The sequence below is a fragment of the Halarchaeum rubridurum genome (genome assembly GCF_014647115.1).
Classification (GTDB): Archaea; Halobacteriota; Halobacteria; order Halobacteriales; family Halobacteriaceae; genus Halarchaeum; species Halarchaeum rubridurum.
Window position 1 is genome coordinate 308,495 of the sequence record NZ_BMOO01000002.1, and the last position, 21,824, is coordinate 330,318.

22 protein-coding genes are annotated in these 21,824 nt (G+C 68.4%); 8 read left to right on the forward strand and 14 right to left on the reverse strand.

The window, feature by feature from the left end; genetic code table 11:
• The 5 genes from IEX84_RS04935 to IEX84_RS04955 all read right to left on the reverse strand — a co-directional run bounded on the left by IEX84_RS04935 (nucleotide 1) and on the right by IEX84_RS04955 (nucleotide 4,627).
• The gene (locus IEX84_RS04935) at nucleotides 1-768 is read right to left on the reverse strand and encodes a class I SAM-dependent methyltransferase (RefSeq protein WP_188870432.1); all 768 of its coding nucleotides are present in this window, start codon (nucleotides 766-768) and stop codon (nucleotides 1-3) included.
• Between the two features lie 51 nt (nucleotides 769-819).
• Nucleotides 820-1,602 carry an HpcH/HpaI aldolase family protein gene (locus IEX84_RS04940; RefSeq protein WP_188870434.1) on the reverse strand — a complete coding sequence of 261 codons (783 nt, stop codon included), beginning with the start codon at nucleotides 1,600-1,602 and terminating at the stop codon, nucleotides 820-822.
• A gap of 114 nt (nucleotides 1,603-1,716) precedes the next feature.
• Nucleotides 1,717-2,085, reverse strand: coding sequence for a VOC family protein (locus IEX84_RS04945; RefSeq protein ID WP_188870436.1), 369 nt, complete (start codon nucleotides 2,083-2,085; stop codon nucleotides 1,717-1,719).
• 89 nt (nucleotides 2,086-2,174) lie between these two features.
• Nucleotides 2,175-3,074 (reverse strand): tetrahydrofolate dehydrogenase/cyclohydrolase catalytic domain-containing protein, encoded by a 900-nt coding sequence (locus IEX84_RS04950; protein WP_188870438.1) that lies wholly within the window; start codon nucleotides 3,072-3,074, stop codon nucleotides 2,175-2,177.
• 230 nt (nucleotides 3,075-3,304) lie between these two features.
• On the reverse strand, nucleotides 3,305-4,627 hold the full coding sequence (locus IEX84_RS04955) for an aminomethyl transferase family protein (RefSeq protein WP_188870440.1): 1,323 nt from the start codon (nucleotides 4,625-4,627) through the stop codon (nucleotides 3,305-3,307).
• Between the two features lie 587 nt (nucleotides 4,628-5,214).
• On the opposite strand from IEX84_RS04955, the gene IEX84_RS04960 reads away from it, so the two are divergent.
• Nucleotides 5,215-6,063: a methylenetetrahydrofolate reductase gene (locus tag IEX84_RS04960; protein WP_188870442.1), complete on the forward strand. Its 849-nt coding sequence runs from the start codon at nucleotides 5,215-5,217 to the stop codon at nucleotides 6,061-6,063.
• Nucleotides 6,064-6,246: 183 nt separating this feature from the next.
• On the opposite strand, the gene IEX84_RS04965 is transcribed toward IEX84_RS04960, so the two are convergent.
• Nucleotides 6,247-7,161 carry a formyltetrahydrofolate deformylase gene (locus IEX84_RS04965; protein ID WP_188870444.1) on the reverse strand — a complete coding sequence of 305 codons (915 nt, stop codon included), beginning with the start codon at nucleotides 7,159-7,161 and terminating at the stop codon, nucleotides 6,247-6,249.
• Nucleotides 7,162-7,300: 139 nt separating this feature from the next.
• Between IEX84_RS04965 and IEX84_RS04970 the strand changes: the two genes are divergently transcribed.
• The gene (locus IEX84_RS04970) at nucleotides 7,301-8,254 is read left to right on the forward strand and encodes an NAD(P)-dependent oxidoreductase (RefSeq protein ID WP_188870446.1); all 954 of its coding nucleotides are present in this window, start codon (nucleotides 7,301-7,303) and stop codon (nucleotides 8,252-8,254) included.
• A 329-nt stretch (nucleotides 8,255-8,583) separates the two neighbouring features.
• Nucleotides 8,584-9,519: a GTP cyclohydrolase MptA gene (gene mptA / locus IEX84_RS04975; protein ID WP_188870448.1), complete on the forward strand. Its 936-nt coding sequence runs from the start codon at nucleotides 8,584-8,586 to the stop codon at nucleotides 9,517-9,519.
• A gap of 75 nt (nucleotides 9,520-9,594) precedes the next feature.
• Here mptA and IEX84_RS04980 read toward each other — a convergent pair whose 3' ends face one another.
• The 4 genes from IEX84_RS04980 to IEX84_RS04995 form a co-directional block, all read right to left on the reverse strand.
• Nucleotides 9,595-10,446 carry an aminotransferase class IV gene (locus IEX84_RS04980; protein WP_188870450.1) on the reverse strand — a complete coding sequence of 284 codons (852 nt, stop codon included), beginning with the start codon at nucleotides 10,444-10,446 and terminating at the stop codon, nucleotides 9,595-9,597.
• 2 nt (nucleotides 10,447-10,448) lie between these two features.
• The gene (locus tag IEX84_RS04985; protein WP_188870452.1) at nucleotides 10,449-11,087 is read right to left on the reverse strand and encodes an anthranilate synthase component II; all 639 of its coding nucleotides are present in this window, start codon (nucleotides 11,085-11,087) and stop codon (nucleotides 10,449-10,451) included.
• A complete protein-coding gene (gene pabB, locus IEX84_RS04990; protein ID WP_188870454.1) occupies nucleotides 11,084-12,589 on the reverse strand; it encodes an aminodeoxychorismate synthase, component I in 1,506 nt (501 codons plus the stop codon). Before pabB ends, IEX84_RS04985 begins: the two co-directional genes overlap by 4 nt.
• Before the next feature lie 132 nt (nucleotides 12,590-12,721).
• Nucleotides 12,722-13,114, reverse strand: a complete 393-nt coding sequence (locus tag IEX84_RS04995; protein WP_188870455.1) for a universal stress protein — start codon at nucleotides 13,112-13,114, stop codon at nucleotides 12,722-12,724.
• Between the two features lie 292 nt (nucleotides 13,115-13,406).
• Between IEX84_RS04995 and msrA the strand changes: the two genes are divergently transcribed.
• Nucleotides 13,407-13,946 (forward strand): peptide-methionine (S)-S-oxide reductase MsrA, encoded by a 540-nt coding sequence (gene msrA / locus IEX84_RS05000; RefSeq protein ID WP_188870457.1) that lies wholly within the window; start codon nucleotides 13,407-13,409, stop codon nucleotides 13,944-13,946.
• Between the two features lie 95 nt (nucleotides 13,947-14,041).
• On the opposite strand, the gene IEX84_RS05005 is transcribed toward msrA, so the two are convergent.
• A complete protein-coding gene (locus tag IEX84_RS05005; protein WP_188870459.1) occupies nucleotides 14,042-14,431 on the reverse strand; it encodes a hypothetical protein in 390 nt (129 codons plus the stop codon).
• Nucleotides 14,432-14,523: 92 nt separating this feature from the next.
• Here IEX84_RS05005 and IEX84_RS05010 point away from each other — a divergent pair, with 92 nt between their 5' ends.
• The 3 genes from IEX84_RS05010 to IEX84_RS05020 all read left to right on the forward strand — a co-directional run bounded on the left by IEX84_RS05010 (nucleotide 14,524) and on the right by IEX84_RS05020 (nucleotide 18,802).
• Nucleotides 14,524-15,483, forward strand: coding sequence for a M48 family metallopeptidase (locus IEX84_RS05010; protein ID WP_229732310.1), 960 nt, complete (start codon nucleotides 14,524-14,526; stop codon nucleotides 15,481-15,483).
• 867 nt (nucleotides 15,484-16,350) lie between these two features.
• Nucleotides 16,351-17,676 carry an orc1/cdc6 family replication initiation protein gene (locus tag IEX84_RS05015; protein ID WP_188870461.1) on the forward strand — a complete coding sequence of 442 codons (1,326 nt, stop codon included), beginning with the start codon at nucleotides 16,351-16,353 and terminating at the stop codon, nucleotides 17,674-17,676.
• A 292-nt stretch (nucleotides 17,677-17,968) separates the two neighbouring features.
• Entirely contained in the window at nucleotides 17,969-18,802 is an 834-nt protein-coding gene (locus IEX84_RS05020) for an NmrA family NAD(P)-binding protein (RefSeq protein WP_188870463.1), read from the forward strand.
• A gap of 1 nt (nucleotide 18,803) precedes the next feature.
• On the opposite strand, the gene IEX84_RS05025 is transcribed toward IEX84_RS05020, so the two are convergent.
• Nucleotides 18,804-19,604 (reverse strand): aldo/keto reductase, encoded by an 801-nt coding sequence (locus IEX84_RS05025; protein ID WP_188870465.1) that lies wholly within the window; start codon nucleotides 19,602-19,604, stop codon nucleotides 18,804-18,806.
• Nucleotides 19,605-19,763: 159 nt separating this feature from the next.
• Here IEX84_RS05025 and IEX84_RS05030 point away from each other — a divergent pair, with 159 nt between their 5' ends.
• Complete coding sequence (locus IEX84_RS05030) at nucleotides 19,764-20,207, forward strand: Hsp20/alpha crystallin family protein (protein ID WP_188870467.1); 444 nt, start codon at nucleotides 19,764-19,766, stop codon at nucleotides 20,205-20,207.
• 31 nt (nucleotides 20,208-20,238) lie between these two features.
• Here IEX84_RS05030 and thiM read toward each other — a convergent pair whose 3' ends face one another.
• Both thiM and thiE read right to left on the reverse strand, forming a co-directional pair.
• Nucleotides 20,239-21,066 carry a hydroxyethylthiazole kinase gene (gene thiM, locus IEX84_RS05035; protein WP_188870469.1) on the reverse strand — a complete coding sequence of 276 codons (828 nt, stop codon included), beginning with the start codon at nucleotides 21,064-21,066 and terminating at the stop codon, nucleotides 20,239-20,241.
• Nucleotides 21,063-21,707, reverse strand: coding sequence for a thiamine phosphate synthase (thiE, locus tag IEX84_RS05040; RefSeq protein ID WP_188870471.1), 645 nt, complete (start codon nucleotides 21,705-21,707; stop codon nucleotides 21,063-21,065). The genes thiM and thiE overlap by 4 nt, the downstream gene beginning before the upstream one ends.
• Nucleotides 21,708-21,824 lie beyond the last annotated feature (117 nt).

The following is a 21,824-nucleotide window of genomic DNA, read 5'->3' on the forward strand; positions in this document are numbered from 1 at the left end:
TCACTCGCTCAGCGTCGCCTCGAAGATAGCCTTCAGATTGGCGAACGACTCGACGTCGCCGTCGCGCGTCTCGATCTCGAACAGGTCGCGGGCGTCCGCGTCGGCCTCGCGGAGGATGGTCTCGACGCGCTCGCGCGTCTCGCCGTCGAGCGATTGGGCGGCCGCCCACGCGTCGAAGTCGAGCGTCTTCTTGAACCGCGCCGTCCGCTCGACGGTGAACCCCGCGTCGCGCAGCCACTCGCGCCACTGTTCGACGGTGTAGGACTCGACGTGGCTCGGGTCGCGCAGGCGCTCGACGCGGTTGAGGAACGCGCCGAGGTCGGGGTCCGGGGGCGCGACGTTGTCCTCGACCACGAGCCGCCCGTCCGCGGTGAGGACGCGCGCGGCCTCCGCGACGAAGGCCTCTGGGTCGGGGAAGTGGTGGGCGGCGATGCGACACGTCACCGCGTCGACACCGTCGTCCGCGACCGGGAGGCGTTCGGCGTCACCGACGACGCCTGCGACGCCGTCGAAGGCGTCCGTCGCGGTCCGCACCATCTCGGGGGACGCGTCGAGGCCGACGACCTCGGGGACGCCGCGGTCGGCGAGCGCCCCCGCGGTGTGGCCGGCACCCGTGGCGACGTCGAGTGCGGTCGTCGCGTCCGCACACCAGTCCGCCAGCGTTTCGAGGTCGCGGCCCTCGCCGTGGACGTCGCTCTCCAGGTAGGCGTCCGCGGCGGCACCGAACGACGCCGCCGTCTCGCGCTTCCGGTCCGTGTGGTCCGTCATCGTCACGTCGTTCGGGCCGGAGCGCAAAGAAGCGTCCCGTCTCGGGACGGCCTAGCGGAGGTCGTCGATCCGGTCGAGGCGCTCGCTCAGGACGGCCTTCGCGGAGGAGAGGTCGCCGCCCATCCGGATGATCTGGTGGCCGTCGTCGATGGCCTCGGCGACCGCTTCGGGCTCGTTCGCGATGCAGCCCATCGGGACGCCGGCGTCGAGACACTGCTGTTGGATGTCCGCGATCTGTGCTTGGACCTCGGGGTGGGACTTCTCGTTCGGGTGGCCCATCTGCACGGAGAGGTCAGAGGGGCCGATGAAGACGAAGCCGAGTTCCGGGACGTCGAGGATGTTCTCGAGGTCGTCGACGGCGGTCGTCTTCTCTATCATGACGCCGAGACAGACCTCCTCGTCCTCGGTCTCGACGTAGTCGTCCGCGCTCCCCCACGTCCGGGAGCGCCCGCTGGCGAGGCCGCGCTCGCCGGGTTCGCCGTCGTAGACGAAGCGCGTCGCCTTCGCGGCCCGGCGGACCTCCTCGGCGGAGTCGACGCGCGGGATGAAGACGTTGCGGACGCCCGCGTCGAGGACCTTGCGGATGAGCGCGGGGTCGGCGGAGGGGAGGCGAACGAAGAGTTCGGTGCCCCCGACCTCGGCGGCGCGCGTCAGGTCCTCGAAGAGCGTGCTGTCGTACGGGCTCGGACCCTGGTGCTCGAAGTCGAGCCAGACGAAGTCGATACCGAGGTCGCCGTACACCTCGATGACCGTCGGCGAGAACGTCACGGAGCGAGCGCCGAGGACGACCTCGCCGTTCTCGATGCTCTCGCGGAACGAGTTGTGTTGATCCATACCGTCTGGTCGTGCACGGTCTCCGAAGTTATAGATTCCGATAGATGGAACGGACGGCGCGGACGCTACGCGGTTGGCGCGATAAAAATGAAGACGTGGTGGGTCGTCGCGGAGTTACTCGTCGTCTTCGACCATCTGGAAGCGACGGCCGTCGGGGTCGCGGAAGTTCGTGATGGTGCGACCCGTGTGCTCGACGTAGTAGGGATCGGAGACCTGGTCGACGTTCTCGTCCTCCTTGAGTTTCTCCGTGATCGCCTCGATGTCCTCGACGGCGTAGGCGATGTGGTTGATGCCGGGGACTTCCTCGCCCTCGACCGTGTGAATCTCGAAGAGCGGGCCGTCGCCGTCCTCGGGCACGAGCTCGAAGGACTGGCCGTGGTGCGTCGTCTCCCGGTGCTCCTCGTAGCCGAGGGACTTCAGGAACTCCGCCATCTCTTCTGCGTCACTCGCCTCGATTTCGATGTGGTCGATATCTCCAAGCACACCCGAGAGTTCGCTCGCGCCGGTAGTAAGCGTTGTGGTGTGGGTGAAAAAGCGCCGTCGCCGGCGGCGAGACGGTCGGGGGCGCGTCCTCAGGCGTCGGGGAGGTCGACCTCGACGCCGTGCTGGAGGCCGGCCGCCTTCACGGTGTTGTAGAGGAGCATGGCGATGGTCATCGGGCCGACGCCACCGGGAACCGGCGTGATGGCGTCCGCCTTCTCCTTTGCGCTCTCGAACTCGACGTCACCGACGAGCTCGTAGCCCTTCTCCGTGTCCGCGTCGACGCGGTTGACGCCGACGTCGATGACGGTGGTGCCCTCACTGAGCATCGAGCCGTCGATGAGCTCGGGGACGCCGACGGCGGCGACGACGATGTCGGCCGCCTTCGTCTTCTCCTCGAGGTTCTGCGTCTTGGAGTGACAGACGGTCACGGTCGCGTTCGCGTTCTCGCCGGACTGGACGAGGAGGTTCGCCAGCGGCTTGCCGACGATGTTGGAGCGCCCGACGATGGTGACGTCCTTCCCGGTCGTGTCGACGTCCGCGGCACCGAGGAGGATTTGGACGCCGTGGGGCGTGCAGGGCTTGAAGCGCGCGTCGCCCGCGACGAGGCGACCGACGTTCTCCGGGTGGAAGCCGTCGACGTCCTTCATCGGGTCGATGCGCTGGAGGACCTTGCGCTCGTCGACGTGGTCGGGGACCGGCATCTGAACGAGGATGCCGTGGACCTCGGGGTCCTCGTTCAGCTCGTCGACCTTGTCGAGGAGCTCCTGCTCGGGAGCCTCGGGGTCGATTTCGACGTGTACGCTGTTGATGCCGATGTTCTCGCAGGCGCGCTGTTTCATCGAGACGTACGTCTCGCTCGCGCCGTCGTCGCTCATCAGCACGGTGGCGAGCCCCGGCGTCACGTCCTCGTCGGCGAGGGCGTCGACGTTCTCGCTCAGCTCGTCCTTGATACGATCACTAACCGCGTTCCCGTCGATAATGTCGGCCATATTGGATAGCACCTTGTTGTCGCCGCGCGAACCCCGGACGGTGACGTCAGCCCGCCGAGCCGACGGCGAGCGCAGTCTCGGGGCCGTTATCGGAATAGTGAGTCATCGGAGCACAAAATACCTTCGATGCGTCCGGCGAACGCGAGGTGGGACAAAAGCCGCGCAGGGAGCCGCGAGTTACATGCACGCCCCCTCACGAGGAGGGGAACCCGCGGGTCGGTGGGGTGGTGTTACCGCTTGTCCTCGCCGTACGGGGCGGGGTGGACGGTCGCGGTAATCTCGGTCTGTTCGTGGCGCTCGACGACCGGGTTCTCCTCGCCGCCGTCGGGCTCGCCCCAGACGATGGTGACCTCGGTGCCGGGCTCGGTGTACTCGGTGTCGAGGACCGCGAGGGAGAGGAACTTCCGCTCGTTGTAGACGTAGCTCTTGTCGGTGGAGACACCGACGTGCTCGCCGTCGACGAGGACCTCGTCGTACGGGCAGGCCGCGTTACGCGGGTGCGGGAAGTTCATGTACTCGTTCGTCTCGCCGTCCTCGAAGAGGGAGCCGCGAACCTTCTGGAGGTCGTCGGCGTCCCACTCGAGCGTGACCTTCTTGCGCTCGGGGTTGTCGATCTCCGCTTCGAGGGCCTCGCGGCCGACGAAGTCGTTGTCGAAGCTGATGATGTGGTCGTAGCCGAGTTCGACCGGCGTGACGTAGTAGTCCGAGATGTCCTCGGAGTCGTAGCTGCCGCCGACGGAGAGGAGGCCGTCGCGGACGTCGAGCCACTCGCGGTAGTCCTCCATCTCGTCGCTGAAGATGGCGGGGACGACGAGCGGGAGCCACCCGAGGATGACGTTCGCCGTCTGGTAGCTCTCGGCACCGAGGCGGCGGATGTCGTAGTCCTCACCGGCCTCGAGGATCGCGGAGCGAATCTCCTCGCGCTCCTCGTAGGGACCCCAGAACTCGAACCCGGACTCGCCCGCCATGCCGTGGCGGAGCAGGTTCGTCTCCACGCCGTTGATCGTGATCGTCTCGAAGTTGAAGAAGCCGAGGTCCGGGAGCGGATCGTCGGCGGCCTCGCGCATGACCTCGACGGCGTCGGGACCCTGGACCTGGTAGCGGTAGTCGTTGGGGTCGTTGCCCGTCGCGGCGGGGCGCGGCTGGTACTCGTACTCGACGTCGTAGTCGCCGGTCTCGATGTTGTAGCGCAGCCAGTTGTGACCGGCCTGAGCGCCGACGCTCAGGAGGTTGTTCTCCTCCTCGTGGAAGAGGATGGCGTCACCGAGGAAGTTCCCGTTGGGGTTGGCGACGACGAGCTGCTTCGCCTGCCCGACCTCGTAGCCCTCGAAGTTGTTGACGGCGAAGTCCGAGAGGAACTCGACGGCGTCGGGACCCTTGATGCGAAGGTCCGACATGTGGTAGGACTGGTCGGCGAAGGCGACGGATTCGGCCCAGGAGCGCTGCTCTTCGATCCAGTGGGTGTACTCGTCGGGGACCTCGGTAAACTTGCCGACGCCGAGGTTGCGCATCAGGTCGAGCGGGCTTCCGGCCGCTTCGACTGCCTCTTCCATACTGTCGCTGAATGACCACTCTCTGCTCATGGTGAGTCGTAACTCATCAGTTGTGCCTGGTCTATTTAATACTTTCGTGGTGCGATTCACCACACCACCCGAACGGGTGCCCTCGCGCGTGGGACTAATGGAGTGTGCCCGTCGGCGGGGAGCGCGGTCACCGCCGCCGGGACGAGCTCGCCCGCGAGACCTACACGATAGATTGTCAGAGTGTATCCGAGATAATCGGAAAATTGGCGGCGCCTCCGGCCCCTAATAGTTCTCTTTCCGATATTTCCGCCGCCGTTTGACACCGATAACTCCGTAAACTCGTGCGTGCCCCGTGGCCGTCGAGACCGCTGACGCGTCCGTTCGAACGATTGGGCGGGCGGCAAGCGGACGTTCGTCCGATATTCTCGGAGGTGTTCGTCGCGTCCAGGACTGGTCCGCGCGTCGGCTCGGCGACACGAACGAGGGCAAGGCTTATGTCGCTGATACCGTATCATGTAAGTGATGTACCGTGAGTACGTCCGACCGACCGGGCCGACGGCCGCCGCGCGCGACGGCGAGGCCACGGTGGGACGACCGCGGTAGACCGGAGACACATCATGGCACAAACAACATCGACGTCCCGCGACTCCACGACGCTGCTCGCTGACCCGCGCTACGAACTGATGCCCTTCGACACGTTCGGCGACCAGATCAAACACCTGCCCGACGGGGCGACGGTCACGATTACGGCCTCGCCGCAGCTCGGCATCGAGCGGACCATCGAGGCCACCGAGGAAGCGGTCGAACAGGGCTTCGAGGCCGTTCCCCACGTCTCCGCGCGGTACGTTCGCGGCGACGACCACCTCGCCGAGATCGCGGAGCAGCTCACCGAGCTCGGTGTCGACGACATCTTCGTCCCGGGTGGCGACCGCGAGGAGCCAATCGGCGACTACGAGTCCGCGTACGACCTCCTGCAGGGGCTCGAACGCATCGACTACGACTTCGAGGATGTCGGCATCACCGGCTACCCCGAGGGCCACGACTTCCTCTCGGACGAGACGCTCGCCGAGTCGATGGACAACAAGGCGCCGTACGCGACGTACATCGCCACGCAGCTCTGCTTCGACCCGAACGCCGTGCTCGAGTGGATCGAGGAAATCCGCGCGCGGGGCGTCGACCTCCCCGTCGTCGTCGGGATTCCGGGCGTCATGAAGTACTCCCGGCTCCTCTCCATCTCCCGAAAGGTCGGCGTCGGTGACTCCATTCGCTTCCTCCAGAAGACGAACGGGATCATCGGCTTCCTCCGCCAGCTCATCGGCTCGCGCGGGAACTACACGCCCGACGCGCTGATCGACGGCCTCCAGCCGCACGCCGACGACCCCGAGTACAACATCCAGTCGCTCCACATCTACACCTTCAATCAGGTGCCGGACACGGAGTCGTGGCGGAAGGGTCGACTGAACTAACGGCCGAACGCGGTCATCGACGTTTCTTCGACGGCGGATTCTGACGCGAGTGACGAACGGCGAGCGGCGGGGCTGTGTGACGGGCGACGAACGGCAGAATCGGGTCGGACGGCGGTCGAGTGCTCGCTGCGCTCGTGACGGTGCGACGGACGGAGACGACGAGCGGGGCGTCCGCGAGTCGGCTCAGTTCCGGTCGGTCGGCTCCGACGGGTTGAGCTCCCGGACTTCCGCGGGGAGCCCGAGGTCGGCGTCCGCGTCGTCGACGTACGTGCGGCCGTCGGCGACTTCGAGTGCGCCCTCGACGTGGAGGCGGACGGCTTCGATGAGCGCGTCGGCCTCGAGGGGCTGGCCCTGCTCCTGGAGGTCGGCCTCCTTGGCGTCGTCCGGGACGTTGAACGCGCGCTGCGTGATGATCGGGCCCTGGTCGAGGTTCGGCGTGACGTAGTGGGCGGTGACGCCGGCTATCCGCGCGCCCTTGTTGACGGCCTGCCGGTAGGCGGCCGCGCCGGGGAAGGCGGGCAGGAGGCTCGGGTGGACGTTGATGATGCGGTTCTCGTAGTGGAAGACGAGTTCCGGGCTGATTATCTGGATGTAGCGCGCGAGGGCGACGACGTCGACGTCGTACTCGTCGAGGAGGTCGAGAATCTCGCTCTCGTCGGGGTTCCCGTTCTCGTCGCCGACGTCGTGGAAGGGGACGTCGTGGTCCTCCGCGATGTCGGCGAGCGTCGAGTGGTTCCCGATGACGACTTCGACGTCGGCGTCGAGGGCCCCGCTCTCGACGGCGTCGAGCATCGCCTCCAGGCAGTGGCTCTCCTTCGTGACGAGGACGCCGAGCGAGTCCCCGCCCCGGTCCTCGGGGAAGCGGACGCGCAGGTCGACGTCGAGCTCGTCGCAGGCCGCCGCGAGGTCGTCTTCGAGGGCGTCCTCGTCCGCGTCGGACGTGTCGGCGAGCGCCTTCACGCGGAACACGCCCTGTTCTTCCTGCTGGTCGAGTTCTTCGAGTTCGACGTCGTGCTCGAACAGCACCGACGTGACTCGGGTGAGTACCCCCGTATCGTCGTCACCGATAACGGTGACCTCGGTTAGGTTCGGATTCATCTGTGACACCAGCACGTAAACGTGCTCGCTATGTCTCCTGATTCAGCTAACGGGTGCAAAAACCTATCGGTCAATCGGCGCACCCGGGACCGTCGCGGCGACCGGCACGCACAAGTGACGCGCCCGCGGATGCACGCCCATGCGAGCGATAGTCGACCAGGACATCACGCCGAGCGACCGACTGACGGACGCGCTCCCGTCGTCGTGGGACATCAGCGTCGGAATCGAGAAGGGGGACGGCGCGCTCCTCGAGGCCGTCGAGGGCGTCGAGGTCGTCTTCGTCACCTCGCGGATTCCGATGACGCGCGAGGTCATCGAACACGCCGAGGACCTCGAGATAATCGCCAAACTCGGGACGGGTATCGACTCCGTGGACCTGGAGGCGGCCGCCGACCACGGCATCACCGTGACACACACGCCGGGGCACAACGCGCTCTCCGTCGCCGAGCACGCGCTCTGTCTCGCGCTGGCGAGCGCGCGGCGCCTCCCGACGGCGCGCTCGATAATCGAGCGCGGCGAGTGGCGCGACGAGTACCCGCTCGGGACGCGCCTCTCGCAGTCGACCGTCGGAATCGTGGGCTTCGGCGACGTCGGCAAGCGCGTGGCCTCGTTGCTCTCGGGCTTCAACGTCGAGTTGTACGCGAGCGACCCCTACGTCCCGAGCATCGACGCCGATTTCTCGGGGACGGAGCTCACGTCGCTCGACGAGACGCTCGCGGCGAGCGACGTCGTCATCGTCACCGCCGAGTTGACCGAGGAGACGACGGGGCTCGTCGGTGCGGCGGAGTTCGAGACGATGAAGGACGACGCGATTCTCGTGAACACGGCGCGCGGACCCGTCGTCGACGAGACGGCGCTACTCGACGCGCTCGAATCCGACGCCATCGGGGGCGCGGGCCTCGACGTGTACGAGACGGAGCCGCTCCCGAGCGACTCGTCGCTGCTCGACTTCGAGAACGTCGTCACGACGCCGCACGTCGCGGCGATGACGCGGGCGAGCCGCGAGGACACCATCGACCAGCTGACGGCGAACGTCCGAAACATCGTCGCGGGCGACCGGGTGGCTGACCGGTACATCGCCACGTCGCCCTGAGCCGACAGCGAACACGCTATCCGACTGTATCGGATATATCGCCCTCGTAGGTCGATTAGTGATACTCTCTGAAGACGATACGGGGGTTTCTTTACACGAATACCGTCGTAAATAGTCGCCGCGGGGAGCGTGGATTCGGGTTCGAAACACCCTAGCCACCTGGTACGAACTCGAATATGTCCGATACTCGCGGATGGGGTTCGCCTGGCGGTGCCGCGTCGGTGCCCGTTCCGGTCGGTGTCGGCGGGGGTGGCGCGGCGTCGCGGGCGTCCGCTCGGGCGGGGGCGAGAAGAGCAAGGAATAAACGGGTCGCGGCCCACTGGGGAGTAATGCCAGACGAGCTTCCGGACGTGCAGGCGTCAACACCGGACGTCTCGGTGGGGTTGAGCCACGTGGGTGTGACCGGCGTCGAGAAGCTGGTGACGCTCGAACGGCCGGAGAAACGCCCGGTCGTCCTGATGGCGGAGTTCGAAGTGTACGTCGATCTCCCGCGGGAGCGCAAGGGAATCGACATGAGCCGAAACATGGAGGTCATCGACGAGACGCTCCAGTCGGCCATCGACGAACCGACCTATCAGGTCGAGGACGTCTGCGGCGAGGTCGCCGACCGACTCCTCGAAAAGCACGACTACACCTCGCAGGCGGTGGTGTCGATGGAGGCCGCGTACATGACGCGCGAGGAGACGCCCGAGTCGGAGCGCGCCACGCAGGCGACGCTCGACATCGTCGCGTCCGCGACGGCGGCGGAGGGCGAGGAGACGCGCGAGGAGGTCGGCGTCCGCGTCACCGGGATGACCGTCTGTCCCTGCAGTCAGGAGATGATGTCCGCGCGCGCCGCCGAGCGGCTCGCGGAGCTCGGCGTCGCGGAGGACGACGTGAAGGCGTTCCTCCGCGACGTCCCGCAGGCCGGCCACTCCCAGCGCGGGCACGCGACGCTGACGGTCGAGACAGCCGGGACGCCGGACGTCGACCTGCGCGACCTCATCGAGATCGCGCGGGACTCGATGAGCGCGCGAATCTACAACCTCGCGAAGCGCCCGGACGAGGACCACATGACGTACGAGGCGCACGCGAACGCCCGGTTCGTAGAGGACTGCGTGCGCTCGATGGCCGAGCAGGTCGTCGATGAGTACCCCGACCTCCCGGACGGGACCGTCGTCACGATGAAGCAGTCGAACGACGAGTCCATCCACCAGCACAACGCCCACGCCGAACGCGTCGCCTCCCTCGCGCAGCTTCGCGAGGAGGTCGACGGCGGCGAGTAGAGGGGAGAGCAGGGGGCCGCCCCTCGTCGGCTCGCCGCCGCTCGGCGAGCGCGTCGAAGCGGCTGGGTCTCGGTTCTAGTAGTGCGTCGACTCGACGAGCGCGTCGAAGCGGCCCGCGAGTCGCTCGGTGAGCGGGCCGACCGGGAGGGCCGTCCCGTCGACGTCGACGAGCGGCCGGAGCTCCCACGTCGTGTTCGTCAGGAATGCCTCGTCGGCGCGTCGGAGGGCGTCGGGGTCGTACGTTCCGGTTTCGATGTCGACGCCCTCGCGTTCGGCGAGTTCGAGGACGACGCGGCGCGTCACGCCCGGGAGGACGTCGCCGTCGAGCGTCGGCGTGCGAAGCGTTCCGTCACTAACCCAGAAGACGTTGCTCGTCGCGCCCTCGGCGAGGTGGCCGTCGACGTCACACATGAGCGCTTCGTCCTCGCCGTCGAGTTCGTTCCGCGCGAGAACGCCGTTCAGGTAGTTGTGCGTCTTCGCGGCCGCGGGAATCGCCGCGTCGGGCACGCGGCGCGTCTCGACGACGCGCGCGCTCGCCGGGGCGTCCCAGACGTCGTCGCCGTCGGTGCCGCCGCGCGAGAGGGGCTTCGTGACGACGACCACGGTCGGGTCGGCGGGCCCGGGCGTGAGTTTTCCCGACTGCGCGCCGCGCGTGACGGAAACACGAACGTAGGCGTCATCGAGGTCGTTCGCGGCGAGCGTCTCGGCGACGCGTCCGCGGAGGTCGGCCGCGTCCGGATAGCGCTCGAAGCCGAGGGCGTCGAGCGTGTCACGGAGGCGCGCGGCGTGGTCGTCCCACCGGAACACCGTGCCGCCGTAGGCGCGCAGGGTCTCGAAGGCCGCGTCGCCGTAGCGAAATCCTCGATCGGCGACGCTCACGGTCGCCGCGTCGGCGTCCACGAGCGCGCCGTCGACGTGATACTGCATCGTCACTGCTGGCGGTTCCGTCCCCGGTCTCGGTCGCGTGTCGCGCCCGCGAGGAAGTTCGCCACGAGCCGGCGGCCGAGCGAGAGGTCCGCGGGGTCGTCGGACCGGCCGGTGAGGACGCTCTCCGGGTGGAACTGGACGCCGACGTGGGGTTTCTCGCGGTCCCGAACCGCCATGACGACGTCGTCGTCCTCGCCGTCGGCGGTCCACGCGGTCTCGACGAGGCGCGCCGGGAGCGTGTCGGCGTCGACGGCGAGCGAGTGGTATCTGCCGACGGTGACGGCGTCGGGGAGGCCGTCGAAGATACCGTCGCCGTCGTGACGAATCGCCGAGGGCTTGCCGTGGACGACCGCGTCGGCGCGAACGACGTCGGCACCGCGGGCGGCGCAGAGCGCCTGGTGGCCCAGACAGACCCCCAGAATCGGGTAGTCGGTGTCGAAGAGCGACACGGAGACGCCGGCTTCGGCGGGCGTCCCGGGACCCGGGGAGACGACGATGGCCTCGGGGTCGAGCGCGCGGACGTCGTTGAGGTCGACGGCGTCGTTCCGGCGGACGACGACGTCCGCGTCGTGCTCGCTCGCCACGTAGTCGACGAGGTTGTACGCGAACGAATCGTAGTTGTCGACGACGAGGACGGTCATTTCGAGACCTCCATGCCGCCGGCGTCCGCGGCGAGCGCCTGATCGAGCGCGTCGACGAGCGCCTGTGCCTTGGCGAGCGTCTCGTCGTACTCGGCGTCGGGGTCCGAGTCGTGGACGACGCCGGCACCGACGCGGAGGGCGTACTCGGCGTTCGTGCGGACGAGCGTCCGGATGACGATGTTGAACGTGGCGTCGCCGTCGAAGCCGATTGCGGCCATGCTGCCCGTGTACGGCCCGCGGCGGGTCGTCTCGACGGACTCGATGAGTTCCATCGTCTTCGGTTTCGGCGCGCCCGTAATCGTGCCGCCGGGGAAGACGGCCTCGACGGCCTCGCCGAGCGACGTGTCGGGTGCCATCCGGCCGGTGACGAGCGAGACGAGGTGCATGACGCGCGAGTAGCGGTCCACGCGGCGGTACTCCTCGACGGCGACGGAGCCCGGTTCGGAGACCTTGGCGAGGTCGTTGCGTTCGAGGTCGACGAGCATCGCGTGCTCGGCGCGCTCCTTCTCGTCGCCGAGGAGGTCGGCCTCGTACTCGGCGTCCTCGGCGTCGGTCTCGCCGCGCGGCCGCGTTCCCGCGATGGGTTCGGTGACGAGGCGGTCGCCCTGGCGTTCGAGGAGGAGTTCGGGGCTCGCGGAGACGAGGTCGCAGGACGGGAACTCGACGAGGCCCGCGTAGGGCGCGGGGTTGACGTCGCGCAGCGCCGCGTACGCCTCAACGGGGTGGACGGCGGCCGGCGCGCGGAGGCGCTGGCTGACGTTCGTCTGGAACGTATCGCCCGCCCGAATCGCCTCCTTGATGCGAGCGACGCGCCCGGCGAACGCCTCGCGGCCCGCGTCGCTCTCGAAGGCGGCGGTCGTCGCGTCCGACGCGGGTGCCGGCCCGACGCTCGGGTCGCCCTCACGGGCGCGTTCGGCAAGCGCCGTCGCCCGCGCGAGCGCGGCATCGTACGCCTCGTCGGGCGAGTCGTGCGCGTCGAGTCGAAGCGTGGCGACCACGCGGAGGTCGTCGCCGGGCTCGAACGGCTCCGCCCACGCCGCGAGACAGTCGTAGGTGGCGAGTTCGAGGCGCGGCAGGCGGCGGTCGTCCGTCGTCGTCTCGGGAATCGCCTCGATCTCCCGGACCGCGTCGTAGGAGAGGTAGCCGAAGGAACCGCCGGGGTACGGGACGTCGCAGCCGGCGCGGACGAGCGTCTCGTCGGCGACGAGGGCGTCGATGGCCTCGAAGACGCCGTTTCCGTCGGGGCCGACGGTCGTCGCGTCCGCGGGTGCGACGCCGAAGTACCCCCAGCCGACGGCGTCCCCGCCCGTCTCGTAGAAGAACGACGAGTCCCGACGCCCATCGCCCGCCACGCGTCCGCCGCGCGCCCGTCGATAGGCGTCGAAGGGGTCCTCGACGGGGACGCGGACCTCAACGGGGATGCGCGCGCCGTCGGGTGCGTCGCGCGCCGCCGCGCGGAACGTGCCCCAGTCGGTGACGGTACGAACGTACTGCTTGCTCACGCGTATATTCGGTTACGGACGAACAAACCAGTTTCGATGGTTATAGGATACTCGACAGTATCGGGGGAGGGAGACGGCGACGGTCCGACCCGGTGACCGACGCGGTCCGGCGACGAGTCGGGTCCGGTCGCGCTACTCGGAGACGCTCTGGACGACGACCGGGCGCTCGGCCTCGAGGATGACGCGCTGCGTCGTGCTCCCGAAGACCGCTTTCCCGGTCGGGCTCCGCGAGCGGCCGGCGAGCGCGATGAGGTCCGCGTCGAGGTCGCGGGCCGCCTCGACGATTTCGGTCGAGGGGTCCCCGCTGCGCTCTATCAGGTTCGTCTCCACGCCCGCGTCGGTGAGCAGGTCCTGCGCCTCGTGGACCGACTCTATCTGCCCGACGGACGCCCCCTCGGGATTGTCCGTAAACACGTGGAGGAGCGTCACACGGACCGTCTCGGTCTCAAGCGGCATGTCGAGGATGGACTCGATCTGCTTGTCGGCGCGGTCCGGGTCGTCGAGCGGCACGAGGATTTCGTACATCTACGCACGCACCCCCGACGGCCGCTCGGTTCGCAGTGTCGTCGATGCTACCCGCGTCGGTTCGGTTCGGCCAGCGCGCATGTCTCCGGCTTCGACCCGATCAGTAATCATAGTTTGGTTCGTCCACGCCTCCGACACCGAATCGGGGCGCTTCCGTATCGCCCGCGGGACGGCGCGTGTCGCGGACGGGTGTGTCTGACCAGTCTGTTTCACAGACACTCTAGTCAGCCGAGTGGTCGGCTGCGATGTCGTGCGCGCCAACTACATAGGGATGGGTAACGTACCGGGACGTATGACTGCGACCGAGAGCGCGACGTTCGGTGGCGGGTGCTTCTGGTGCATCGAGGCGGCGTTCGAGGAACTGACGGGCGTCGTGGACGTCACCTCGGGCTACGCCGGCGGCCACGTCGAGGAGCCGACGTACGAGGCGGTGTGTTCGGGCGAGACGGGCCACGCGGAGGTCGTCCAAATCGAGTACGACCCGGACACCGTCTCGTACGCCGACCTACTGGAGGTGTTCTTCACGGTTCACGACCCGACGCAGGTGGACCGGCAGGGGCCCGATATCGGCTCGCAGTATCGCTCGATCATCCTCACGCACGGCGAGCGCCAGCGTGAGGAGGCGAAGGCGTACGTCGCGGCGCTCGACGAGGAGTACGCGGACGACGTCGCGACGGAAGTCGAGTCGCTCGACACCTTCTACCGGGCCGAGGAGTACCACCAGGACTACTTCGCGAAGAACCCGAACGACGCGTACTGCACGATGCACGCGAAGCCGAAGGTCGAGAAGGTGCGGGAAGCCTTCGAGGCGAAAGTGAAGGGCTCGGCGTAGGGCGCGAGACCCGCGTGGAGCGACGCGGCGGGCGTTCGCGTCCGACCGGCGTTCGCGTCCGGCCGGAAGCGTCGGCGAGACGGGTCGTGTGAGCTTCAGCCGTCGGTCCCGCCGAGCCCCCGTATCTGTTCGACCACCCACGGAACGTCCGCGACGTCGTCGTCGAGGTAGACGACGACGATGCTCGACTCGCCGTCCCATCCCCACCCGTGGACGTTGACGCCGTCCTCGTAGACGCGAATCGTCACTTCGAGGTCGCCAAGCGTCGGGTGAAGCGACTCCTGGTACGGAATCTCTATCCGTTCGAGCGTGTGCTCTTCGACGACCTGCGTGACGTTTTCGGCTTCGTGGCGCTCCGTGAACCCGGATTGAGCGTAGGCGAGGGTGTACTCCCGGTGTTCGATGTCGCCGTGGACGACGGCCTGGAGGTGGTCACCGAGTCGCTCGCGCGCCGCGTCGACGAGTCGGTCGATGTTCGTTGGCACGTATCTGTGCAGTGAGCGAACAATCATCAAACGGTCGGCCCGCGGGGACGACGCCGGAACGCGTTTCGGGCGAGCGCCCGTAGGTACACTCGATGAAACGACCGGGCCTACGGCTGGCGATGGCGGCGGTGGGTACCCTGCTCCTCGTCGGGTACGTCGGCACCGCGGTCCTCGCGTACTGGGTCCTCGCGGCCCTCTGGGCAACCCGGCCGGACCCGACGACGGCGCTCGCGGTGGTCGCCGTCGCCGCGGTCGTCCTCGGCGCTCTCAGCTACGCGCTCGGGACGAGACGGCTCCTCGCGCGACTCGACGCGGAGCCGCTCGCGCGGGAGCGCGCACCCGGGCTCTACGAACGCGCGAGTGCGCTCTGCGAGCGGATGGACGCGGACGTCCCCGCGTTCTACGTGAGTCGGATGCCGACGCCGAACGCGTTCGCGCTCGGCGGCGTCGGGACCGGGGTCGTGGTCCTCGACCGTTCGCTCTTTCGTCTCCTCACGGCGGCGGAGCTCGACGCCATCATCGCGCACGAGCTCGCGCACTTGGAGAACCACGACGGACTCGTGCAGACGCTCGCGTTCAGCGTCGGCGAGACGCTCACGGGGCTCCTCTCCATCACTCTCTTCCCGGCCGTGCTGTCGACGACCGGGCTGGCGAAGGGGTGGGCATGGATAGCCGGACGGCCGGGTGCGTGGAGACGGACCCCGTTCGGGCGGCTTCGGCGTGCCCTCGACGGCGTTATCGCGCTCGGACTCGTCGCGCTCACGCTCGCCGTCAACGCCCACTCGCGCAGTCGGGAGTTCGCCGCGGACGACCGTGCGGCCGAGGTGACGGGTGACCCGATGGCGCTGGCTCGCGCGCTCCGGAAGATAGAGCGCGCGAGCCGGCCCGCGTGGTCGGTCCTCTCACCGCTCTACGTGCACAGCGACGACGACGACGCGGGGGACCCGATACGGCGGTGGTTCTCCACCCATCCCGACCTCGACGAACGCGTCGAACGGCTCCGGGAGAAGGCGGGCAGGTCGAAAGGAGGGTCCCCGGTCCGTATCGAGTGAAACCATCATCGGAGTATCTGACGTAGTAGTCGTCGAGACGCGCCGATACTGCGGACACGGTGGTGTTGGATGCGGGGGACGGAGACCGGGCGAGCGGCCGCCGACCCGTCGATCCCACCCCCATCGGCAACTGTCGGCCCCGATAGCGCGACCGACGACGGTGACTGGAGGGGAACCGGACAGCCGAACCGACACCACCGTGTCCGCAGTAATACGGCTCGGAACCGCCTTCGAGCCGGTGTTCAGTGTGGATACGTCTCGGGCCGAGGAGTCAAAACGAAGGGAGGGATTCGCGTCGGTCGGGCGCACGGAACCGGAACCGGGCGGTACGTCGGAGAGGAGGTGCCCGGAGTCGCCCGGGGAGGAACGCCGACGGCGAACACCCCACCGTGTCCGCTGTTCTTCGGCCGTCCGCAATCCACGACGGCGGGACGGACCCTCCCCCCACTTTGTCCGCAGTAATCGCGGTAGAGGGACCGGTGGGGGGAGCAGGAGAGAACAACTGTTGCCGGAACCGAAAGACGGGTAGATGGATTCACCTGTTACAGAATAGGATTAAAGTACAAATAGGATAGAAGTTAAACGAGACAACTATACTACTATTCTGTCTGTCCCTACTACGGATAGTGTTTTTTCTTTATTGATTTAAATCCATCGCTATTCTAGAGGCCTCTTCCTCACCCCCCCTCCCCCTCTCCTCGCCCGTTACTGCGGACAAAGTGGGGGGAGGGTGTCGGCCACAATCTTCTTATCTGATTGTTCGACCTACGTAAATCCTCCAGAACTCCGGACGCTCCGGACACTCCGGACACAGCGGACACTCCGGACGCGGTGGTTTTATTGTGGTCTCCGACCAGGGGTGTTCGTATGGGGCTCTTCGAGCGGGACACCGACATCTATCGGGACCGCGACGCGCTTCGGGAGGATTACCAGCCGGCCGAGCTGGTCGGGCGGGACGAGGAACTCTCCACCTACACGTCCGCCCTCCAACCGGTCATCAACGGCGAGCAACCGAACAACGTCTTCCTCTACGGGAAGACGGGCGTCGGGAAGACCGCGGCGACGCGCTACCTCCTCGATCACCTTCGGGAGGACGCCGAGGAGTACGACGACATCGCCCTCGACATCATCTTCCTCAACTGCGACGGCCTCTCCTCCTCCTACCAGGTCGCCACCCACCTCGTGAACGAACTCCGCGCCGAGCACAACCAGATTTCGACGACCGGCTACCCGCTCGCCACGGTGTACGAGATGCTCTGGGAGGACCTCGACTCGCACGGCGGGACGGTCCTCATCGTCCTCGACGAGATCGACAACATCGGCGACGACTCCATCCTCTACCAGCTTCCGCGCGCCCGCGCGAACGGCAAACTCGAAGACACCCAGGTCGGTCTCATCGGTATCTCGAACGACTTCTCCTTCCGCGACGACCTCTCCCCGAAGGTCAAATCCTCGCTCTGCGAGAACGAGATTCACTTCCCGGCCTACGACGCGACGGACCTGAAGGCCATCCTCAAGCAACGCGCCGACGTCGCGTTCCACGACGGCGTCCTCGAGGACGGCGTCATCCCGCTCTGTGCGGCCTACGGCGCGAAAGACGCCGGTGACGCCCGCCAGTCCATCGACCTCCTGATGAAGGCGGGCGACGTCGCGCGCGACGACGAGGCGACCACCATCACCGAGGACCACGTGGACCGCGGTCGGACCGCGCTCGAACGCGGCCGCATCGAGGAGGGCATCCGTGGGCTCACCGAGCACGGCCACCTCGTCCTCTACGCGCTCGTGACGAACGACTTGGAGGGCGAGACACCGATTCGCTCGCGCGACGTCCGCCCGCGCTACACACGCTTCGCCGAACTCGCCGAACGCGACCCGCTCGTTCCGCGCCGGATGCGCGACCACCTGAGCGAACTCGCCATGCTCGGTATCATCTCCGTCACGGAGCGCAACGAGGGCCGTCGCGGCGGGACGTACCGCGAGTACGAACTCGACATGCCCGTCGAGCAGGTGTTGAGCGCGCTCTCGGAGACGGTGAAACTCGTCGGCGTCCACGAGTCCGTCGTCGAACTCGCCGAGGACGCCATGCCCGACCTGACGACGTCGGTCGCCAGCACCGAAGGCGGCGACGAGACCGACGGGGAGGAACGGCCCGAGGCGGACCGCTCCGACGCGTCGCTGGCGTCCTTCGAGTAGCGCCTCTCGCGTCCCCCGGTCGGCTCTCGCGTCCTCCGGTCGGCTCTCGCGTCCTCCGGTCGGCTCTCGCGTCCTCCGGTCGGCTCTCCGCCACCCGCGGATTACTGCGGACACGGTGGGGTCGACGCCGGGGTTCGTCCGCCCGACGACCGAGCCGACCCGCGGCGTCACTACTGCGGACGCGGTGGTGTCGGCTTTATCCCGGAACGGCGGACACGCCGGGGTCGCGCGTCCGCTCCCTCTGTGGGGACGAACCGAAAGCCCCCAGTAGCACCTCGTCCTCCGTCCGCCCGTGCGCGTCCTCGTCACCGGTGCGACCGGTCGGTACGGCTACGCCGCCGCGCTCGCGCTCCGCGAGTCGGGCGTCGACGTCACGGCGCTCGTCCGCGACCCCAACACCGACGTCGCCCGTGACCTCACCTCCCGCGGCGTCCGCCTCGCTCGCGGGCGACGCGATCAACTCGACCACGTCGAGGACGCCCTCGCGGACGCCGACGGGCTCTTCCTCGCCGTCGGCGGCCCGGGCGCGAGCGCGCGAACCACGGCCGAGCGGGCCGAGGCGCTCGTTCGCGCCGCCGACCGCACCGACGCGACCGTCGTTCACGCCTCGCTCGTCGAGGCCGACGCGCGCCCCGGCGTTCCCCTCGTCGACGTCCGCGGTCGAATCGACGCCGACCTCGCCTCTCGGGGCGTCACGCACGTCTCGTTGCGTCCCGGCGTCCCGCTCGACGCCTTCGAGCGCGCCCGCGACGCCGTCGAGACCGAGGGACGTCTCTCGTTCCCCCTCGACGGGCACGCGCGCGTCCCGCTGACCGACCCGCGCGACGTCGGTCGGGCCGCCGCTGCGGCGTTCACGGACTCGCGCCCGCCCGCGGGCGAACGACTCCCCGTCGTCTCCGGGACCCACTCGCTCTACGATGTCGCCGACGTCCTCGAAGCGCTCCTCGGTCGATCGATAACGGCCGACCCGCGGGGTCCGACCGCCGCCCCGCGCTCGCTCACCGCCTTCTACCGGTGGGCGAACGAGGGGGCGCTCCTCGGTGTCGACGCGGACGCACTCCCCGCACGCTACGGCGTCGACCCCGCACCGATACGCGACTACTTCGGGCGCGCGGGCTGGCGGTAGCTCACTCGTTCCACGGTGCCGCGGGGAAGTCGACGAGTCGCTCCTCGCGCTCGATGCCGTCGATGCGCGCGACGTCCTCGTCGTCGAGTTCGAGGTCGAGCGCGCCGTAGTTCTCGACGATGTGCGCCTTCGAGGTCGCCTTCGGAATCGCCGCGACGTTCTCCTTCGAGAGGAGCCACGCGAGCGACACCTGATACGGACTCGCGTCGTGTTTCTCGCCGATTTCGACGAGCTCGGGGACGTCCGCGACCTGCCCGCGCGCGACCGGGCAGTAGGCGACGAGCCAGTGGTCGTCGTCGAGCGCGCGCTCGTGGAGCTCCTCCTGCTGGAGGAGCGGGTGCATCTCGACCTGGTGGGCGAAGACCGGGCTCTCCAGGCGCTCGATGGCCTCGTCGAGGAGTTCGGGCGTGAAGTTCGAGAGCCCGACGTTGCGAATCGCGCCCTCGGTGCGGAGGGTGTCGAGCGCGGGCAGCGTCTCCGCGGGGTCGTAGCTGTCTATCGGCCAGTGGACGTAGAGGAGGTCGACGTACTCCGTGTCGAGCTTTTCGAGGCTCTCCGCGGTCGTCTCGTGGACCGCGTCGCGCGCGAGGTTGTCCATGTCGAGTTTCGTCGCGAGGAAGACGTCGTCGCGCGCGACGTCGGCCTCCGCGATACCCTCGCCCACGTACGTCTCGTTGTCGTACATCTGTGCGGTGTCGACGTGTCGATACCCCGTTTCGAGCGCCGTCCGCACGGCGTTCCGGCAGTCCGCGGGATCGGTGTTCTTGTACGTACCGAGGCCGAACCGGTGGAAGTCGCTCATCGCCCCCGCCTACGTCCGTCGGCCCGAAAACGCTACGGGCCCCGGCGCGCCTCACGGGACGGCGGTCGCTCGCGTTCCTCCGGCGACCGCGACGCAGTCGTGCCGCTCGCGCGTTTCGCCGTCATCCCTATATTCGAGACGGCCCTCCACACTCCCCGTATGCCGCGACGCAACCCCTTCGACGACATCGACCGGCTCTTCGACCGACTGAACCGCCAGTTCGAGGACGCGGCCGAGATGCTCGACGACGAGCGTGGCGACGCGCTCACGGGCGGGTTCGCCGCCGACGTCGAGGACGCGGGCGACGAGTTCGTCGTCACCGTCGACCTCCCCGGCTTCGAGAAGGAGGACGTCGACGTCCGCGTGCAGGACCGCGCGCTCTCCATCAGTGCCGAGCGGACGACGGAGACCGAGACCGGCGGGGACGAGGCGGAGTCGACGTACGTCCGCCGCGAGCGCCACGGCGAATCCGTCTCGCGTCGGCTGACGCTCCCCGAACCCGTCGACACCGACGACGTCGCCGCGACGATGAAGAACGGCGTGCTCACCGTGACGCTCGGAAAAGAAGACGAGTCGGACGGACACCGAATCGACGTCCAGTAACGTCGCCTCTCGCGTTTTTCGGCTCTCGGCTCTACGTCTCGACGACGCGCTCGATTCGCGCGTCGGCCTCGGGGTGCTCCGCATCGTCGAGTCCGGCGACGGCGTCCAGGAAGGTCACGCGATAGCTCGCCGGCCCCTCGTAGTCGCCGAACGACCCGTTCGCGGCTGCTTCACCCGCGACGCCGAAGGCGAGCGTGCCGGCGAGCGCCGCGGTTTCCGCGTCGTCGAGCGCCGCGGCGAACGTCGCCAGCGTCACGCCGAGCATACAGCCGGTGCCGACGACCCGCCCGAGCATCGCGTCGCCCGCCGTAATCTCGTAGGCCGCCTCGGTCGTCGCGACGACGTCCGTCTCGCCGGACGCGACCACCACGGCGTCGGTGTCGCGCGCGAGCGCCATCGCCGTCTCCGCGACGTCCGCGTACTCGCCGACGGATTCGACGCCCCGGACCTCTGCGTCGTCGCCCGCGAGCGCCGTAATCTCGCCGTAGTTCCCCTTCACGACCGTCGGGTCGAGGTCGGTGACGAGCGCCTCGGCGACGCGGTCGCGCGTGGGGGTCGCGCCGACGCCGACGGGGTCGACGACGAGCGGGACGTCGTGCTCGTTCGCCGCGCGGCCCGCCGTCAACATCACCTCCTCGCCGGCCTCGCTGACCGTCCCCATGTTGAGGAGACAGCCCTGCGCGCCCGCGACCATGTCGTCGACCTCGCGGGCGTCGTCGCTCATTACGGGGAGGCCGCCCCAGTGGAGGGTGACGTTGGCGACGTCGTTGACGGTGACGGCGTTCGTCACGCAGTTGATGAGCGGCTGTTCGTCCCGAATCGTGCCGAGCGCCTCGGCGATGGTGAAGTCGATAGTCATGGTCGTTCTCCGGCAGCTCGTACCGCGTCGGCGAGTTCGCGCGTCGCCGCCTCGGGGTCGTCCGCGGCGGTGATCGCGGAGACGACGGCGACGCCGTCCGCGCCCGCCTCGATGACGTCGCCGGCGTTCGCGGCCGTGATTCCCCCGATTCCGACGATGGGGACGTCGACGGCGTCCGCGATGGCGGCGACGGTGTCGGGGCCGATTTCCGCGTGCTCCTCGCGGACGTCCTTCGAGTCGGTCGCGTACACCGCGCCGACGCCGAGGTAGTCCGCGCCGGCCTGTACGGCCCGTCTGGCGGCTGCCACGGAGGAGACCGACCGGCCGACGATTGCCTCGTCGCCGAGCACGTCGCGCGCGGCGGCGACCGGGAGGTCCTCGTCGCCGAGGTGGACGCCGTCGGCGTCGACGGCCGCCGCGATGTCCACGCGGTCGTTCACGAGGTAGGTGACGTCCGCCTCGCGCGTCTGCTCGCGGAGCGCGCGCCCGAGGTGGTAGCGCTCGCGCGCCGTCGCGCCCTTCTCGCGCAACTGGACGACGTCGACGCCGCCGGTGATGGCGGCCGCGACGACGTCCTCCGTCGTCCGCCCGCGCGAGCGACTTCCCTGTGTGACGAGGTAGGTGCCGAACTCGCTATTCACGGGTGATACCCGTTAGTGGTCGTCGGGGTGAGAAAACGGTTGTGGTCGCCCTCCCGGCCCCCGGTCCGACCGTGTGTGACGCCGCACACCCTCACGTACAAGGCGGTCGGCGGTCTG